Source organism: Pseudomonadota bacterium, assembly GCA_030860485.1.
Taxonomy (GTDB): Bacteria; Pseudomonadota; Gammaproteobacteria; order JACCXJ01; family JACCXJ01; genus JACCXJ01.
The window spans coordinates 1-15,973 of the sequence record JALZID010000178.1; the positions used below are offsets into that span (position 1 = coordinate 1).

Here is a 15,973-nt window from a genome sequence, read left to right on the forward strand (position 1 = left end):
TATTGGCCCGAGGATGCAGTTCCACTTCCAGAGTCGGGGAGGGGGCGCCCTCCACCCAGCGAACCGCACCATACACGAACGATTTGATTTTCTGGACACGATTGAGGATAGTCTTGAGCTGCATCCCGTTCCCCTCCCTCTGGGTATCGATGGTTTGTGCACACTGCCATCTTCCCAGAGATCGGAGCGGGATGCTCCCCTAGACCGAACCGCCCGGCTCCCCTTGCCGTTCTATCATCACATTTCCTGTAGGGCTGCGGATCTGTGGGCAACTGGGAGGTTGTCCACAGATCCCCAGCTTGGCCTGTGGGCCCTGTGGGTAACAGGGATGTTATCCACAAGTCCACAGGCACCCCTGCCCCTCACTGGCTCGCAACCACCCACAAATTGTCCCGAAGAGCCAGGCTGGATATCACCGGTGGTGATGTCAAGCGCAACGCTACAAACTCGCTGCAACCCTGTCTTCTACGCCCTTTCCTGACGATCCACGTGGAAGTTTATGCAACTGGAGGGTCTACTCTAATGAAGCGGCTCGAAGAATTTCGAAAGCCAGCGTAGCCAGCGTAGGGCGCGTGCCCGCGCCATTCATTGGCGGTATGATTCCGCCACGCCTGATTACCGTCGCGCCTATGTGCCGGGTGGCACCTATTTCTTCACCGTCAACACCTATTGGCGCCATACGTCTCACCGATGCCGATGTGCGCTCGGCCCTTCGGGATCGGACGTCGGCGAATGAGTTGGCGCGGACACGCGCCCTACGCTCGCTACCTGATCGACACCTACATCCGCGCGGAGGACGGCGAAAAGATTTCGGCTTTCGACGACATGAGCCTGATCCAGCTCATCGTCGAGCGCGGGCGGATGCCGTGAATGCTTTGCCCAAGGGCATCAAGAAGAGCGAGGACGCGGTCGCCGAGACCATCGAGAACAACGTACGAAAACTCATCATCAACGAGTCGCCGGTGGACCCGGCTTACTACGAGAGGATGTCCAAGCTGCTGGATGCCCTGATCGAGCAGCGGCGCAAGGGGATGGTGAGCTACAAGGACTATCTGGACAAGATCGCCAGGCTGACGAAAGAGGCAACGAAGCCGGGCGGTGGGCCGGGCGGCTACCCGGCGGCGATCAACACCGCGGGCAAGCGGGCGCTCTACAACAATCTGGGCAAGGACGAGAAGCTGGCTCTGCTCGTCGACAAGGCAGTGCAGGAAAGCCGGCAGGACGGTTGGCGTGGCAATGCGATGAAGACACGGCGCGTGCGGAACGCGATCAAGGCGGTGCTTGAAAAGGCATTTCTAGAAACGCAGGCGGCCGGGTTCAACGGGGATCCGAAAGGGCGCGGCCGAGTACAGCGTGCGCGCGAGTGAGCCGGTCTATTGCTTGAGGTCTTCCTGAGGAATCGGAGCGATTTCCTTCCCAGCACGAAGTCGTGCTGTTCCTCTTCCCTTCGAGGGCGACACGAGGTAATGCACCGGGCGATCGCCTCGCGCATCTCCTTGAGCATGCTTCGAGTGCCGCGCGAATGGGCGCACAAACCCGGGTGTTGCCGGTAAAGCTCCGGTAAAGTTTGCAGGTGAACCGGCTTTTTTTACCGCTTCGGCCGGTAGCTCAGCCCAGTAGTCGCGCCAGCGACTGACTTATCTCATTGAAGAATAAGCGCAATACACTGCGGGCCGGGACCGGGCACGCAACTTGACCCGGATAGGGAGCGTCCGGCTGCGGCCGGGGACCCGCACATCACCAACCATTTCGAACACAGGAGGACGGACCATGAATTGGGACCAAGTAGAGGGTAATTGGAAGCAGTTCAAAGGCAAAGCCCAGCAGGTCTGGGGTGACCTTACCGACGATGAGCTGGATATCATCCAAGGGAAGCGCCAGGAGCTCGTAGGCCGGTTGCAGAAGACGTATGGCTATACGAAGGAAAGGGCGGAGCAGGAGGCAGACAAGTGGGCTAGAGAGTTGTCCTAAGCGTTGCGGATCAGCGTCAGGCTCGCTGCCGCTCTCCGAGTCCGCTCCCGCGGTCCTGGAGAGCGGCACGCCGATCCCGCAGGTTCTTGCTTGCTGATCTTCGTGCTGCGCCACTGCAATTGGGCGAGGGTGCGTAGCGCCCAATGGTTATCGGTTGCGGATGTGGCACACAGAAGTGTACAGTTGCGGATGTGGCATACAGAAGTGAATTAGAAACATCGGAATCATTGAACTAGGAGAAAAGCGATGTCATTGGGAACCATACTGTTGATCGTACTGATCGTGCTCCTGATCGGGGCCGCGCCGACCTGGCCGTATAGCAGCGCATGGGGCTATGGCCCGAGCGGACTCTTGGGTGTTGTGTTGGTCGTCGTGCTTATCCTATTGCTCTTGGGCAGGATCTAGCGCAAAACGGGTCGAGACCGCGCAAACCGGCCAGCCATTGCAAGGCCATGGCCGTGTGGGGCTACCGCAGGGCGGTGACCGCCTTGCGTCGTTTAAACCTTGTACGACGAGACGAGGATCCTGTTATGAACACTCGCGACGTGATTTCAACGCTAAACGACCTCATTGAAACCTGCAAGGATGGCGAAGAAGGATTTCGCACCTGTGCCGAGAACGTTCGGAACGCTGAGCTCAAGGGCGTGTTTATGGAGCGTTCGCAACACTGCGCGAAGTCTGCAGAGGGGCGCGTTGCACCGTCGTTGGCTGAACGTCAAAACCGTGATCACCAGCAAGGACGAGGCGGCCGTGCTTGCCGAATGTGAACGCGGCGAGGACATGGCAGTCGTGGCATACAAGGACGCCTTGGCGCAGGATCTCCCTAGTGATGTTCGCAAGCTGATCGAGCGGCAATATCAAGGAGCGATCGCCAACCATGACCTCGTGCGCGGCTTGCGCGATAGCTTTAGTGCCGCGGCTTAAGCGGTAGCGTCACGCGGCTCCCCCCTGCCGGCGAAGCGCACTGGGAACGTGGTGCCTATCATGTTTAAACAGCAGTTTTCCACCATCGATCGAGACGATCTCGAGCAACGAATGGCAGCGCACAGCCTCAATAACAAGGACCGGCACCGAGGCTTTGCGCTCGTTAACGTCCTCGGCGAAGGAGCATTTGCAATGGCGCACATACCGGGCTCGATCAATATCCCGCACGGTAATGAAGACGTGTTCGAGCGGCGCTTTGCCAAGGACAAGGAGATCATCGTCTACTGCGCCTCTCCCGATTGCTCCGCCTCGGACAACGTCGCGGCAGCGCTGGTGACTCGCGGCTTTCGAAGGGTGTTTGACTACGCCGGGGGTTTGAGCGACTGGCAACAAGGCGGATACTCGATCGCTTCGTCGCCTTCGATAGAAGACGCGCCTACGCTGCCACCGCTATCGTGAGCGGCGAGGCGGGCCCGCATTCAACTGCTCATGGAGGCTCCGTTTTGAGCTCGGACACCTCGCCCAGCGCAATGTCTCGGATGGGGCGGGTCGGCAAAAGTTATTAGGCGAAGCGAAGGTAAATCCTGGTACGTTATCTCCTACCGATGTAATCGGAGGGTTATCCCATGGCTCGATGCGATCTGTGCGGCAATGACTACGACAAGGCCTTTGAAGTTCGGCTGGCCGGCCAGACCCACACCTTTGACAGCTTTGAATGCGCCATTCATGCGCTCGCACCCACCTGCGCGCATTGCGGCTGCAAGATCGTCGGCCACGGGGTGGAAGCGGAGGGTAACTTCTACTGTTGTGCCCACTGCGCGCACCAGGTCGGGATCGGCGGGCTGCGCGATCGGGCCTGAGTTACGCTCCGGAGGGAAGGTCGAGGATAGGGGAGTCCAAGATGGAATCAGACACAGTTAATCGACTGCTCAGGAACGAGCTGTCATCGGTAGAGACCTATCGACAAGCGCTCGACAGGTTCCGGCAGGACTTCGGACAGGTGGCGGCGTTCCAGGAGCTGGATACTCTTTATCGGGACCATGAAGATGCGGTGCGCATCCTCGAGACCCAGGTGGAACAGCTAGGGGGAGAGCCGGTACCCGACTCCGGCGTATGGGGCTCGTGGGCCAAGCTTGTCATGGGAAGCGCAGAACTTCTCGGCGAAAAGGCCGCACTCAAGGCCTTACGCGAGGGCGAGGAGAGTGGCGCGAAGGACTACCGGGAGGCAGCGCAAGAGGCGGACGTGTCATCGGAGGTCAAGAGCTTGATTGAGAATAACCTGCTGCGGCGAGCGCAGGCTCACGTGCAAGTGCTCGAGGACCTCATGCAAGGGCTCTAACCAAACGGGTCCGCTCCGGTCCGGGGATTCCGGATACGTATTGCTGCGCGCCCGCCGGGGTGGACACTCGCATCGCGACCGCCTCGCTGGAGCTGGGCCAGACGGTCCTCGAAGAAGAGATCCAACGGAAGACCCACACGAGCACGCCCACGCGAGTGCGCCGCTTCCTCTCGCGCTTCATGATCCGTTGTCGTCGTATCGTTGAGCATCGAGCTCTTGGTCGTGGTATTTGGGCTCGTCCACGATGACCCGGCGCAACTACCCGCGGCCTCGGCGATCGGCATCGCCGTCGCTGTGTTGTTGGCGGGATGGGGCCTCTTTATCTGGTTTAACAAGCATGCCGAGGAGGTGGAGCCGGAGGCGATGGAACGGACCAAGCGTGAGGACACACAGATCGGCTAGGAACGATCTCGAGGCAGCAGAGGCCAAGGCCAATGGAAGACGAGCAACGGGCTTTCTTACGCTTGAGCGTGGCCTTGGCCATCGGCCTCCTGATCGGGGTGGAGCGCGGTTGGAAAGAGCGCGAGGCCCGGGAGGGCGAACGCGTCGCCGGGGTGCGCACCTACGGTCTCATCGGGCTTTTGGGCGGGGGCATGGCCCTAGTCGCCGAGCGTCTCGGCCCACTACCCCTGGCCTTGGCCTTCCTGGCCCTGGCGGGGGTGCTGACCGCGGCCTATGCGATCAATGTAGAGCGCGACGACGACGCGGGCATCACCAGCCTAGTCGCGGGGCTTCTGACGTTCGCATTCGGTGCGCTGGCCGCACTCGGCCAGGTGGCCGTCGCCGCCGCCTCCGCGGTGGTCACGACCCTATTGCTGAGCTTCAAGCCGGTGCTGCACCGCTGGGTGAGCGCGCTGGAGAGAAAGGAGCTGCGGCGCGCCGGGCTCAAGCTGCTCTTGATCTCGGTGGTGCTCCTGCCGATCCTCCCCGACCGGGGCTATGGTCCCTGGCAGGCCCTGAATCCCTACCAGATCTGGTGGATGGTGGTATTGATCGCGGGCATCTCCTTCGCCGGTTATTTCGCCATCAAGCTCGCGGGCGCCCGCAAGGGCGTGATGATGATCGCGGGCTTGTGCGCCGGTGTAGCCTCGTCCACGGCCTTGACCCTGCACTTCTCGCGGATGGCACGCCGAGAACCCGATGCGACCCCCGTGCTGGCCACCGGGATCTTGCTCGCCTGTGGCACCATGTATCCGCGGATGTTGCTGATCGCAGGACTGATCAACGCTCAGTTGTTGCAGCGCTTGTGGGTGGCTGCGGCCGTCATGGCCGCGCTGGTCTACGGCACGGCGTTATGCTACTGGCGGTCTGCCGCAGGAAAGGAAGAGACGCGCGCGGCTGCACCCTTGGAGAACCCGCTGGAGCTAAGGGTGGCGCTCGGCTTCGGTGCCCTGCTCGCGGTGATCATGATCTTGGGTGAAGCCCTCAAGGCCTGGCTGGGGGAGGCGGGTGTCCTGATGCTCGCGGGCGCTTCCGGCGTGGCGGAAGTGGATGCCATCACCCTCTCGCTCGCCCGCATGAGCCGGGGAGATCTCGCGCCGGGCGTCGCCGTCCTGGTGACCGCGGCCGCCGCCAACAGCCTCCTCAAAAGCGCGATGGCCGCCGGCATCGGCGGGAGGCAGCTCGGGCTGCGGGTCGGCGTACCGCTCCTCGCGGCCTCCGCCGGCGGCCTGCTGGCGGTATGGTGTTTGACTACTTCAGTATGAGCAGCGGTGTAGCGGCGCGGCCGAATGAGATCTACCGCGAGTCGCGACGACAGGAACAACCGTTCCGAAATCTTGTTAAGAGCCGAAGGTTGTAGAGTTGCATCCGGTTCCACTGGAAGGAGAGATCTGGGCGCGCCTTTCAAGCCCTGCGCCCCTTACCCGTTCAGACTGCTGATTAGGCTCCTCCCCGGTTTTGCGTACCTGGTTCCACCTCTTCTTAATCTCGCGCCATTCCGCCCAGTGGCACTGCCGCCACCGGTCGTCGATGTGATTTAGGTTCATGGTAATCGCCTCTCATAAAGACCTTACTGGGCGGAGGTATCCGCCTCGATATATAGTTTGTCGAGTCAAGGTCCGCGCCAGCGCCGGAGGCTGTGGATATATTTGTAATTACAATGACATAGCAACGCCAATTGCACGTTGATGCAGACGTCGCACTCGCCGGCATCCGTAAAAATTGCGAGCTGCTTGTAGATCGTACCGGATGGAACCGATTGGGTGGTGTCTTGCTGCGCGCCGTGCGGGACGTTGCGGGGCCTGACAAGGGAATGTACGCTAAGGCTCCCGAGCCCCCTACTCTCGTCGCAACACATCGCCGTGAGGAGATTGCAATGCAAGCCTTCACTTGCCAAGCCTGCCAGCAACTGATCTTTTTCGAGAACGTGCAGTGCCTGCGCTGCGGACGCACCCTCGGTTATCTATCCGAGGTGGCGGTCCTCAGCGCCCTGGAACCGCTCGGGGGTGATCTCTGGCGAGCACTTGACCCCGAGGCCGGTTCTCGATCTTACCGCATGTGCCGGAACTACCGTCAGGAGAACGTATGTAACTGGATGGTGCCCGCCGAGGAGAGCGACACGCTGTGCCTGGCCTGCCGGTTCACCCGAACCATCCCCGACCTCGCGGTGCCGGAGCATCGCGGTCTATGGCAGCGGCTCGAAGTCGCCAAACGCAGACTCATTTATGGTCTCCTTGGGCTGGGGCTCCCGCTCATCAACAAACAGCAAGACGCCGAGCGAGGGCTGGCCTTCGCCTTTCTCGCCAGCCCGGACCCGCAATTTCGAGAAACCGACGCGGTGAGGACCGGGCACGAACAGGGCTTGATTACGCTTGACATCAAGGAAGCCGACGATGCGGTGCGGGAACGGACGCGCCTTGAGATGAGCGAGGTCTATCGTACGCTGCTCGGCCATTTCCGGCATGAGAGCGGCCATTACTACTGGGAACGTCTGATCCGCTCCACCGAACACCTCGATTCCTGGCGCGCGCTTTTCGGCGACGAGCGGTCTGATTATGCTCAGGCGCTCCGAAACTATTACAACAACGGGCCGCCAGCGGACTGGCAAGACCATTTCGTGAGCAACTACGCCAGCGCGCACCCCTGGGAAGACTGGGCGGAGAGCTGGGCGCACTACCTGCACATCGTCGATACCCTGGAGACCGCACGGAACTTCTCGCTGCGAGTCATCACCCCCAAGGGCGCCGCTGGCGCATCGATAGCGGCCCCGGACGGGGTCACGGCCTACCGGCCGCACTCGATCGAGACGATGATAGCGAGCTGGTTGCCGCTAACGTATGCTATCAACGGCATGAACCGGAGTATGGGGCAGCCGGATATGTACCCCTTCGCGCTCTCGCCGAGGGCGATCGAAAAACTTGGATTTGTCCACCACGTCGTCAGCGGCGCCGCACAGCCGTACAACGTAAGATAGCTCCTACTGCTACATGGGTATTGTGAGCCTTGGTTTGCATGCCTTAAAACTTGGCGGAGAGGCTGATCGCCCCGAAGCGATCGCCTCGATCCTGTTCCTCGAATTCCTGGGTGCGGTAGACGTGGGTATACGCGAGCTGTAGCCACCCGACCCGATCGTGACGACCGCGCCGACCTGAATGTCGGCGACCAAGGGCTCCTTGTCGACGCTCAGACTATCGCCGTCGGCGTTGCCGTCGAGAAAGATGTTATAGGCGATGGCGCGTCCATCCACGCCGGCGAATAGATACCAGCCAAACGTGTTCCGGGGCACAAAGAAACCCGAGCCGGGGAGGCTCGGGCGGATGCGCGGGGGGCCAAAGTCATTGCTCAGGTCCTTCCCGAACCGGAGCGTGATCCCGGTATTGAGATACGTGCCGACGTTACCGAGGCTTCCGCCCAGGTGCGGCGTGAGATCGATACCAAAGCCCGACTCCCGGAACTCGGCCAGGTTGCGCCACTTGCGTTCGTAGATCAGCGCCACGCCCGGCTAGTCATCGAGCTCGTTGTCCCAGCCGTTGGCGTCGTCCGCTCCTAGCAAATCATGGAAGGCGTTCTGGACCTCCTCACCCTGCGCCGACGATCCGACCACGCCCACGTCCAGCTCCCAGGTGCTCAGCGTATCCTCGGTCTCCCCCAGCACGGCGAGACCGCCATAGAGCCAGCCGGCATAAGGGCGCTGATCGCGTAGCGGCTCCCGCGCCGCCGTATCGTCCGGGGTATAGATGTTCTGGCCCAGCACATAACCCGCCCGCAAGGCGGAACCTTCGGGTATACCAGGCAGCACCGCCGCGAAGGCCCTCAAAAACCCAGGCACTGTGTCCCTGGGCGAAAGGTAAGAGAACTGCAGGCCGTTGGTGTAATGGCGGTCGGTGCCGGCAAACTTGTCGTTCTCGACCACTACGTTAAAGGTTCCCTCTGGCTCCTCCAGGCCCTCCTCTGCGGCGCCGGGGGCGCCCAAACCGACTACGAGTAGCGGCAAGCCGAGGTTCACCTTACAGGACGTGCTGATCCTGGTCTCAAACATGAGAATCCCCTTTAAGGTGCCGCTACGCCCTCCCAGCGTACGATAGGCACCGTCGAGATTGCACTCATCGGCGATCCCTCGATGATCTTGGTACTGATGGCGATGTACACGAGGGCGTTGCGTTTACGATCGTACAGGCGGTGGACCTGCGTCTCTTTGAACAAGATGGAGGTATTGGCACTGAAGACCTCTCGTTCCTCCGATATCTTCTCCGTCACCGCGATGGGACCGGTTTGACGGCAAGAAACCCCGAACCGGGAGGGGTCTTCGGCCAAACCAAGTGGTCCTTTGATGCCACCGGTTCTGGCCTGACTGATATGACAAGACACCCCCGGGATCTCAGGGTCATCGAAGGCTTCGACACAGACCTTATCGTTGGCGCCTAGGAATCGGAAGGTAGTCGAGATACACCCGATCTCTTCAGCGTGCGCCTGCCCTACGATGAGCATCGCCAAGCCTATGAAACATGCTATTTTCATACGTAACTCCGACATCAAAGAAATCAATAAAGCTCGCCGCCTGGCAACACCGGTGCCACCCGGGGCATACGCGCCCGCCGCCCGGCCAATCTCACTGGTATGGGCACTGGTTGGTAATGGCCCCGAGAGACCTTGGTGGTGCCGTCTCGACGTCTGCGACGCGTACCGCTCGCAGGGCCACTGCGCCCGTCGGCGAGCGCGACCTCTCCCAGCACCGGGCCGACATCGACGTGCACGAAATACACGAAACCGAGCCGCGGACGGTAGTCGACGCCACCGCCCTCGAAGTGCGGCATTCGCCCGCTTAGCGGTCATGCAATCCTACGGTACAGAAGACACGGAATTCCATTACCCTTATCGCAGGTATATCGATAGCACTCCAGTAGCGGGGCGATGTCAGAGTCGGCATCCGCCGGTTCCTCTCCCCACCGCTTCAGCTTCCGCATTGCCCGGCGCAGCAGTCGTTGCTTGCGTTTCAACCCATGTGTACGGACATCGCCTATCATAATCAATGCCCCTTCGAGCGCCCGCTCACCGCTCGCTCGCCTGGAAGCTTGTCCATGTCCTCGCTTATCGGCGCTCGCCGCCAACGGTTTTGCTCGTCCTTCTGATATTCCATCTCAACCGCGAGCAGAGCCGCCTTATGGGCTTTCTCGGCGATCGATTGCGCGTCATGATCCTCTCCCGACGCCATGGATGTCTCGTAGACGCGATTATACGCGGCTTGGTAGATCTCTTGCGCACGCCGAGGAAGCTCAGCCCGAAGGTCTGCAGGGAGATCGGGCAGTTCTTCGTAGCTCATTGCTGCTGCGCCCTGTTACTTGGGCATCAGGCCTAGGATACCTATGACGATCAAATAGATGGCTACCAGATAGTTTAAAAACCCGGGCACGATCAAGATCAGAATCCCGATCACAAGGGCGAGTATTGGCTCAATGGACCTATACATGAACAAGCTCCTCTCCAATGTGACAAACCGAATGGCAAGTTATGGCTCTCGGAAAATGTCGACCTGGTGGCCGACCTGCGGGGGATGCTCAGCGACCACGATCTCCACGCGGCGATTTTGCTGGCGGCCGGCCATGGTGTCGTTCGAAGCGACCGGATAGGCCTCACCATAACCGCGTGCAGCAATCCGCTCGCCACCGATCCCATTGCTGAGCAGAAAGCCCTGGACCGCCTGGGCACGACGTTGCGAGAGGTCTGAATTATAGGTATCCGAGCCCTTGCTGTCGGTATGTCCCTCGATGACTACGGCCTGATCCGGGTGTTCCTTGAGGAACATGACCAAGCGATACAGGTTCTGCTGGGCCCCGGGCTTGAGATTGGCCTTGTCATATTCGAATAGCACGTCGCCGAGGGTGATCACGTAACCGCGATCGGTCTTCTCAGCCTGGAGCGCGGCCAGCTCCTGCGCTAAAACCTCGGCGCGGGCGGTCGCGTCTTTCGCCTGGCGCGTCCGAGCCTCCAGAACCACCTGCTCGCGTTCCTTGAGGAGCTGCTCGGCCTTTGCTTCGGAGATCTTCCGCTCTGCCTCCGCGCGCGCGGTCTCGACTCGCTTGCGTGCGATGTAGGCATGGTGCTCGACGTCTGCTTCCGTGCCGCCGGCCTGCTCGGCCTGGTCGAGGGCCTGCTCCGCCTCGTGCAGCACCACCGAGGCGTTCTTAGCCACCTCCGGGTCTTGCCGGGCAGCGGCATACTCTTGTTGCGCCTGCTGCAACGCCAGGTTGGGACCGGCACAGGCGGCGCACAAGGAAATGAGACCCAGGGCCAGGGCTCGCCTCGATTGAATAGAAATATAGTTTGCCATGGACTTAGCCTCCGATAGATGCGCCGGGTCCGTTACCTAGCGGGATCCCGCTGCTCGGCCTCTTGGCGCAACGTTTCGATTGTGGACTGGATCTCTCGTGCCTGTTCCCGGGCAGTCTCGGATTGTGCTTTGACCTCAGCCAACCGCGCATCCTCGCGCGCCGCCTCGGCCAACCGATGGGCCTCCTCGTACTCCTCGTCGTTGATCGCCTGTCTGGCGGCATCGAGGTTTTCCTGCGCCTGACGCAGCTCGAGCGGTGCGTACTCCCCGGCCTTTGCCTCGATGGCCCGATTGACGGCAATCTCCGCGGGCGAAACGGTATCCATGGATGGCGCCCCCGCACAGCCCCCAACCGCGATCAGCATCCCGCAGAAGGACATCGGAACGGCTCGCCGAATCATTGCTATCGTCTTCATGAATGTACATCTCCGATTTCTTGCGTCGTGTCGCTGGTAACGCCTGCGGTGCCCGGTACGTCGCGGGTCGCCGGACTGGTCGCGGCCTGCTGCGAATAGACTCGCTTCACCAGGAAGATCGCAACGGACACCGCGAGCGCGACGACGAGCAGCAGGACCCAGATGTACGCCGCCAGGTACATCATGACCACATAGCTGAGCCCGAGAAAGATCCCTACCCCCAAGAATCGCCGATCCAGGTGTACCCCATAGAGAAAGGTCACGAGCGCAAACAAGAGCATGATTACCATACCGGTGGTGTCGCGCGGTATCTTGCCGGCGCTCAGCAGCGTGTAAAGCAACACCACGGCGAGCAGGAGCCCGCCCCAGTGGAGTAACTCGGTGAGGAATAATCTGGTCCATTTTACCTCGGTACCCCGGCGATGCGACCACTGAGCAAAGAAACAGAGGGTGCCGAACACGGGGATCATCGTAAACCAATACAGGTAGCTCAGGTCCCTATTGACAAAGGTAATGGCCACCCCCACAAACGCCAGCCCAAGCGTCCCTCCCAGCACCACCACGTCAGTCGTCAAACTGCCGAATAGGCTTAGGCCAGGCTTGGAGGTCTCTGTCTCGGTGACCGCGATAGGATCTCTATTGAACATGTGACCGCCTCACGTGAATACCCATAAAAGTCTATGGGCAACCCGGGTGCCAGGCACGCCTTGATGTTAAGGCGTTCATTGGTAAGGGCTAAAACACACGCCTCCCTCATCCCAAGGGGCGCGCGTCAGCAACGATTACCGGTGATTCGGTAAGATGTACAGACACCGGGTCGCGCGGTCCGTCGCGCGGTCCTAAGGAGGGTCGTGCGGGAGGACGGGGCCCCGTCAGAGTCCCCGCCCCGGCCGGGTCCGCTCTACTCAATACCGCGTCGGAGCGCCGCGCGCCGGGGTCCCACCTTGACGATGATCGGGATACAATGATGCCTCCCCGTTGATCTTCGAGGCCTTGCGCCCGGATGGGACGGATGGAAACTGATCCCGCCGCGCCCAGCGACTGTGATGCCCCCTGAGTACCAAAGCGCACGCAAGCGAGACAACCTTGCAATCTGCTGGCTGATGTTCCTCGGCTGGGTCCTGGCCGCGCCGCCAGTATTTTCGGCGCGACCACAAGGCGTGACCTTGGAGGGCGTGCAGGCCAAACTTACCGAGATCCAGGCGAAGAAGGGCCTTCCGGACGACTTAAAAACTCGACTGCTCAATCTCTACCAACTCACGCAACACCAGCTCGAAACGGCCCAGGAGCTCGAGACCCGAGCGGCCTCGTATCAACAGGCGATTGCGTCTGCCCCCGGCGAGACCCGCCGCCTGCGCGCCCTCTTGGCGCAGGTCCCTGCCGAACGGCCCCCAGAGGGCGATCTTGACACTGCACTTGCACCGATCCCCGAGCTGGAACGGCAGTTGGTCACTGAGGAGACCCGTCTTAGCTCCACAAAGAATCAGCTTGCCGATCTGGATCAGCAACTCGAAGGGCAACGAGATCGACCGGTGAAGGCCCGCGAGGAGCTCACGGCCGCGCAGCGAGATCTCCAAGGTGTCGAGGAGGATCTGAAACGCGCGCCGGGCCCGCGGGTCTCGGCGTCGATCGTAGAGGCCGAACGGATCGCCCGTCAGGCCCATCGGCAGGCACGCATGAGCGAGATCACGATGCTGGAGCAGGAGCTATTGAGCTACGATGTCCGCATCGCGTTGTTGCAGGCGCAGCGCGAGCTGCTTGCGCGCGAGTTGCCGCTGGTCGAGGGGCAACTCGGCGCGCTCCGTGACGCCATCGCCGCACGGCAGAAGGCCGAGGCCGCAGAGGCCCGGACCGAGGCGGAACGAGCGGAGCGCGAGGCCTTGGGTAAGCACCCGACCATCCGCCGCGTGATCGAGAAGGACGCCGCATTGAGCGAAGAGCTGGCAGCCACGCTGGACCGTTTTGGGCAGACCCAGGCCGCGAGCAAGGCGGTTGAGGCCCAGGCCAAACAGATCGAAAAGGATTTCAAGGGCGCACGGCAAAAGATCGAGATCGCGGGCCTCAGCCAGGCGCTCGGGCAGCTCCTGCGCGAGCAACGGCGCAAGCTTCCGGATACGCGCCGTTATCACCAGAACACCAAGGACCGACAAGCGGAGATCGCGCGGGTGGGCTTGGGCGTCCTGCAGTTGGAGGAGCGGCGTAGCGCCGCCATGGATGTGCCGACCAGGGTAGGACGGCTGATGGACGCAGAAGTAGATAGCTCGATCCCGCCCGGGGAACGCGACCGGATCAAGGCAGAGCTGCAGAAGCTCCTCCATGATCAACAGGGCATGTATGGCCGGTTGGCTGAGGCTTATATACCAGTTACCTGCGCGCGCTCGGTGAGCTGGACTTTGCGGAGCGGCGTTTGATCGACAGCGCTCAGGGCTATGCCGCGTTCCTGGACCAGCGCCTCCTGTGGATCCCCAGCGCTCGGCCCTTGGGCGTCAAAGCCGGGAAAGACCTCTGGAGCGCCACGCTGTGGCTGTTTTCCCCCACGCACTGGTTGCAGGTCTTGCAGAGCTTCACCGGACCCGGCGCCCGCGGGGCGTCGGATCTGATCGTTGCTAGTCTATCCCTGCTCGTCCTGGCGTTGCTGGGCACGCAGCGGCGGTGGCAGGCAAAGATCGCGGCCATCTCGGCGCAGGTGGCCAACCCCCACTCCGATCGCTTCCTGCTCACGCTACAGGCGTTGTCGCTGACCGCCCTGACGGCCGCGCCTCTGCCGCTGCTTCTAGCCGCGCTCGGGTGGCGTCTGCAGGGGATCTATGGAGCAGCCACCTCGGCCTTTCCGCGGGCGGTGGGTGACGGACTGACCCATATCGCGCTGCCGTTGTTCTTTTTCATCGCCTTCTATCGCCTGTGCCGGCCCGACGGGGTCGCGGAGGACCATTTTCGTTGGCGCGAGAGCGCCTTGACGGTATTGCGCAGACACCTGGCGTGGCTGATCCCTGTGGCCTTGCCAGCCCTGTTTGTCACCGCAGTGGTCGGATGGGAGGCGCCGGAGGTCCACCGGGACAGCCTCGGCCGCCTGGCATTCATCGTCAGCATGATGGCCTTCACGGTCTTCGCCCAGCGGATCCTGAGCCCGAAGGGAGGCGCGTTCGCAGAGCAGCTCCACCGCGATCCAAAGCGTTGGCTCGCACGTTTGCGCTATCTCTGGTATCCGCTGGGGGCCGGGATACCCTTCATCCTCGCCGGCTTGGCGGCCGTCGGGTATTACTACACGGCGCGCCAGCTCGAGGGACAGCTGGCCGCGACGGTGTGGCTGGTGATCGGGGGCGTCATCACCCATGACCTCGTGATCCGCTGGCTAACGCTGGAACAGCGTAAGCTGGCGATTGCCCAGGCGAAAGAAAAGCGGGAGGCGGCTCGGGTGGCGCAAGCAGCCCAGGCCGCAGCCCAGGCCTCGGGTGCGGAGGCCCCGATCGATTTGGAGATCCCGGTGGTGGACCTGCCGACCATCACCGAGCAGACCCGGCACCTCACCCGCATCGTGATCGCACTGTCCGTGGTCCTGGGTCTGTGGTTTATCTGGGTGCAGGTATTGCCGGCGCTCGCGATCCTCGACCACGTCACCCTCTGGCAGTACACCGTGGTGGTCGAGGGCCAAGAGCAACAGCGGCCCGTCACGCTGGCTAATCTTTTGCTGGCGCTCCTCGTCGGCGTGGTCACGGTGGCCGCGGCGCGCAATCTCCCAGGCGTCTTGGAGATCGCCGTCCTGCGACGCCTGTCGATCGATGCGGGGAGCCGTTACGCGATCACCCAGGTGCTGCGCTACGTCATCGTCACGGCCGGGATCTCCGGTGTCTTCAACGCCTTCGGAGGGAGTTGGTCGCAGGTTCAATGGGTGGTCGCGGGGCTGGGCGTGGGCTTGGGCTTTGGCCTGCAGGAGATCTTCGCGAATTTCATCTCCGGCCTGATCATCTTGTTGGAGCGACCGATCCGAGTGGGTGATACCGTGACCATCCGCGATACCAGCGGCACCGTCTCGCGCATCCGCATGCGCACGACCACCCTCATCGACGGGGACCGGCGGGCATTGATTGTGCCGAACAAGACGTTTATTACCGAGCAGTTGGTCAACTGGAGCCTCGACCCCATGACCCTCATCGTACGCACGATCGGCGTCGCGGCGGGCGCGGACCTCGCACTTGCCCAGAAGCTGATCCTGAACACCGCCAAATCGCTGCCGCAAGTCCTGAAGGATCCGGAGCCTACGGTCTATTTCATGGGGGTCGGCGAGAGCATGCTGAGCTTCGAGCTGCGGGTGTTTGTGAAGGACCTCGAGCACCGCATGCCCTTGATGCATGCACTGGACATTGCCCTCCATGAGGCGTTTCGCGAGCACGATCTCCGGATCCGAATTCCTGCGGCGGCGGCTTGATATGGGAGCCTCTAAAAATTGTGATGAAAGCCTATACTGCCGCGGCATGTTACAAGGGATTTCACTATCCAGGCCGATTTTGGAGCAGCATCAGGGATCTAGATCGGCCTTTTTGAGGGGATCATCCC

At 61.7% G+C, this 15,973-nt stretch carries 19 protein-coding genes and 2 pseudogenes; 13 read left to right on the plus strand and 8 right to left on the minus strand.

The genetic code is table 11. The features are described 5' to 3' along the window. Positions 1–732: 732 nt before the first annotated feature. From M3461_09780 to M3461_09830, 11 genes and pseudogenes are all read left to right on the plus strand, one after another. Complete coding sequence (locus tag M3461_09780; GenBank protein MDQ3774627.1) at positions 733–870, plus strand: hypothetical protein; 138 nt, start codon at positions 733–735, stop codon at positions 868–870. Beyond that, complete coding sequence (locus M3461_09785) at positions 867–1,367, plus strand: hypothetical protein (protein ID MDQ3774628.1); 501 nt, start codon at positions 867–869, stop codon at positions 1,365–1,367. The genes M3461_09780 and M3461_09785 overlap by 4 nt, the downstream gene beginning before the upstream one ends. Before the next feature lie 403 nt (positions 1,368–1,770). Continuing rightward, entirely contained in the window at positions 1,771–1,971 is a 201-nt protein-coding gene (locus M3461_09790) for a CsbD family protein (protein ID MDQ3774629.1), read from the plus strand. Between the two features lie 246 nt (positions 1,972–2,217). After that, a complete protein-coding gene (locus M3461_09795) occupies positions 2,218–2,376 on the plus strand; it encodes a DUF3309 domain-containing protein (GenBank protein MDQ3774630.1) in 159 nt (52 codons plus the stop codon). Positions 2,377–2,501: 125 nt separating this feature from the next. Then, positions 2,502–2,895: pseudogene (locus M3461_09800) on the plus strand (PA2169 family four-helix-bundle protein). Positions 2,896–2,955: 60 nt separating this feature from the next. Next, the gene (locus tag M3461_09805; GenBank protein ID MDQ3774631.1) at positions 2,956–3,354 is read left to right on the plus strand and encodes a rhodanese-like domain-containing protein; all 399 of its coding nucleotides are present in this window, start codon (positions 2,956–2,958) and stop codon (positions 3,352–3,354) included. Positions 3,355–3,521: 167 nt separating this feature from the next. Then, positions 3,522–3,755, plus strand: coding sequence for a hypothetical protein (locus M3461_09810; protein MDQ3774632.1), 234 nt, complete (start codon positions 3,522–3,524; stop codon positions 3,753–3,755). Between the two features lie 41 nt (positions 3,756–3,796). Then, a complete protein-coding gene (locus M3461_09815) occupies positions 3,797–4,234 on the plus strand; it encodes a PA2169 family four-helix-bundle protein (GenBank protein MDQ3774633.1) in 438 nt (145 codons plus the stop codon). A 201-nt stretch (positions 4,235–4,435) separates the two neighbouring features. Further along, positions 4,436–4,636, plus strand: coding sequence for a hypothetical protein (locus M3461_09820; GenBank protein ID MDQ3774634.1), 201 nt, complete (start codon positions 4,436–4,438; stop codon positions 4,634–4,636). A 32-nt stretch (positions 4,637–4,668) separates the two neighbouring features. After that, complete coding sequence (locus M3461_09825) at positions 4,669–5,940, plus strand: MgtC/SapB family protein (protein MDQ3774635.1); 1,272 nt, start codon at positions 4,669–4,671, stop codon at positions 5,938–5,940. A gap of 611 nt (positions 5,941–6,551) precedes the next feature. Continuing rightward, positions 6,552–7,649 (plus strand): putative zinc-binding metallopeptidase, encoded by a 1,098-nt coding sequence (locus tag M3461_09830; protein MDQ3774636.1) that lies wholly within the window; start codon positions 6,552–6,554, stop codon positions 7,647–7,649. A 9-nt stretch (positions 7,650–7,658) separates the two neighbouring features. Here the strand turns inward: M3461_09830 and M3461_09835 are convergent. The 8 genes and pseudogenes from M3461_09835 to M3461_09870 all read right to left on the minus strand — a co-directional run bounded on the left by M3461_09835 (position 7,659) and on the right by M3461_09870 (position 12,066). Beyond that, positions 7,659–8,714 (minus strand): annotated as a pseudogene (locus tag M3461_09835) (lipid A deacylase LpxR family protein). Positions 8,715–8,725: 11 nt separating this feature from the next. After that, positions 8,726–9,193, minus strand: coding sequence for a CreA family protein (locus M3461_09840; GenBank protein ID MDQ3774637.1), 468 nt, complete (start codon positions 9,191–9,193; stop codon positions 8,726–8,728). A gap of 23 nt (positions 9,194–9,216) precedes the next feature. Next, positions 9,217–9,489, minus strand: a complete 273-nt coding sequence (locus M3461_09845; GenBank protein MDQ3774638.1) for a hypothetical protein — start codon at positions 9,487–9,489, stop codon at positions 9,217–9,219. Between the two features lie 212 nt (positions 9,490–9,701). Next, positions 9,702–9,995: a ChaB family protein gene (locus M3461_09850; GenBank protein MDQ3774639.1), complete on the minus strand. Its 294-nt coding sequence runs from the start codon at positions 9,993–9,995 to the stop codon at positions 9,702–9,704. 15 nt (positions 9,996–10,010) lie between these two features. Beyond that, a complete protein-coding gene (locus M3461_09855; GenBank protein ID MDQ3774640.1) occupies positions 10,011–10,142 on the minus strand; it encodes a DUF3096 domain-containing protein in 132 nt (43 codons plus the stop codon). A 39-nt stretch (positions 10,143–10,181) separates the two neighbouring features. Next, entirely contained in the window at positions 10,182–11,003 is an 822-nt protein-coding gene (locus M3461_09860) for an OmpA family protein (GenBank protein MDQ3774641.1), read from the minus strand. 32 nt (positions 11,004–11,035) lie between these two features. Next, positions 11,036–11,329: a DUF4398 domain-containing protein gene (locus M3461_09865; GenBank protein ID MDQ3774642.1), complete on the minus strand. Its 294-nt coding sequence runs from the start codon at positions 11,327–11,329 to the stop codon at positions 11,036–11,038. 86 nt (positions 11,330–11,415) lie between these two features. After that, a complete protein-coding gene (locus M3461_09870; protein ID MDQ3774643.1) occupies positions 11,416–12,066 on the minus strand; it encodes a hypothetical protein in 651 nt (216 codons plus the stop codon). A gap of 456 nt (positions 12,067–12,522) precedes the next feature. Here M3461_09870 and M3461_09875 point away from each other — a divergent pair, with 456 nt between their 5' ends. Beyond that, on the plus strand, positions 12,523–13,830 hold the full coding sequence (locus tag M3461_09875; protein MDQ3774644.1) for a hypothetical protein: 1,308 nt from the start codon (positions 12,523–12,525) through the stop codon (positions 13,828–13,830). After that, positions 13,827–15,845, plus strand: coding sequence for a mechanosensitive ion channel (locus M3461_09880; protein ID MDQ3774645.1), 2,019 nt, complete (start codon positions 13,827–13,829; stop codon positions 15,843–15,845). The genes M3461_09875 and M3461_09880 overlap by 4 nt, the downstream gene beginning before the upstream one ends. Positions 15,846–15,973 lie beyond the last annotated feature (128 nt).

Excerpts from the sequence above, each read along its gene's own strand:
- M3461_09790 (MDQ3774629.1), top strand. The coding sequence starts at position 1,771 with ATGAATTGGGACCAAGTAGAGGGTAATTGGAAGCAGTTCAAAGGCAAA.
- M3461_09855 (MDQ3774640.1), bottom strand. The coding sequence starts at position 10,142 with ATGTATAGGTCCATTGAGCCAATACTCGCCCTTGTGATCGGGATTCTG.
- M3461_09850 (MDQ3774639.1), bottom strand. The coding sequence starts at position 9,995 with ATGAGCTACGAAGAACTGCCCGATCTCCCTGCAGACCTTCGGGCTGAG.
- M3461_09875 (MDQ3774644.1), top strand. The coding sequence starts at position 12,523 with ATGTTCCTCGGCTGGGTCCTGGCCGCGCCGCCAGTATTTTCGGCGCGA.
- M3461_09810 (MDQ3774632.1), top strand. The coding sequence starts at position 3,522 with ATGGCTCGATGCGATCTGTGCGGCAATGACTACGACAAGGCCTTTGAA.
- M3461_09825 (MDQ3774635.1), top strand. The coding sequence starts at position 4,669 with ATGGAAGACGAGCAACGGGCTTTCTTACGCTTGAGCGTGGCCTTGGCC.
- M3461_09805 (MDQ3774631.1), top strand. The coding sequence starts at position 2,956 with ATGTTTAAACAGCAGTTTTCCACCATCGATCGAGACGATCTCGAGCAA.
- M3461_09795 (MDQ3774630.1), top strand. The coding sequence starts at position 2,218 with ATGTCATTGGGAACCATACTGTTGATCGTACTGATCGTGCTCCTGATC.
- M3461_09860 (MDQ3774641.1), bottom strand. The coding sequence starts at position 11,003 with ATGGCAAACTATATTTCTATTCAATCGAGGCGAGCCCTGGCCCTGGGT.
- M3461_09815 (MDQ3774633.1), top strand. The coding sequence starts at position 3,797 with ATGGAATCAGACACAGTTAATCGACTGCTCAGGAACGAGCTGTCATCG.
- M3461_09780 (MDQ3774627.1), top strand. The coding sequence starts at position 733 with ATGAGTTGGCGCGGACACGCGCCCTACGCTCGCTACCTGATCGACACC.
- M3461_09840 (MDQ3774637.1), bottom strand. The coding sequence starts at position 9,193 with ATGAAAATAGCATGTTTCATAGGCTTGGCGATGCTCATCGTAGGGCAG.
- M3461_09845 (MDQ3774638.1), bottom strand. The coding sequence starts at position 9,489 with ATGCCGCACTTCGAGGGCGGTGGCGTCGACTACCGTCCGCGGCTCGGT.
- M3461_09865 (MDQ3774642.1), bottom strand. The coding sequence starts at position 11,329 with ATGGATACCGTTTCGCCCGCGGAGATTGCCGTCAATCGGGCCATCGAG.
- M3461_09870 (MDQ3774643.1), bottom strand. The coding sequence starts at position 12,066 with ATGTTCAATAGAGATCCTATCGCGGTCACCGAGACAGAGACCTCCAAG.
- M3461_09830 (MDQ3774636.1), top strand. The coding sequence starts at position 6,552 with ATGCAAGCCTTCACTTGCCAAGCCTGCCAGCAACTGATCTTTTTCGAG.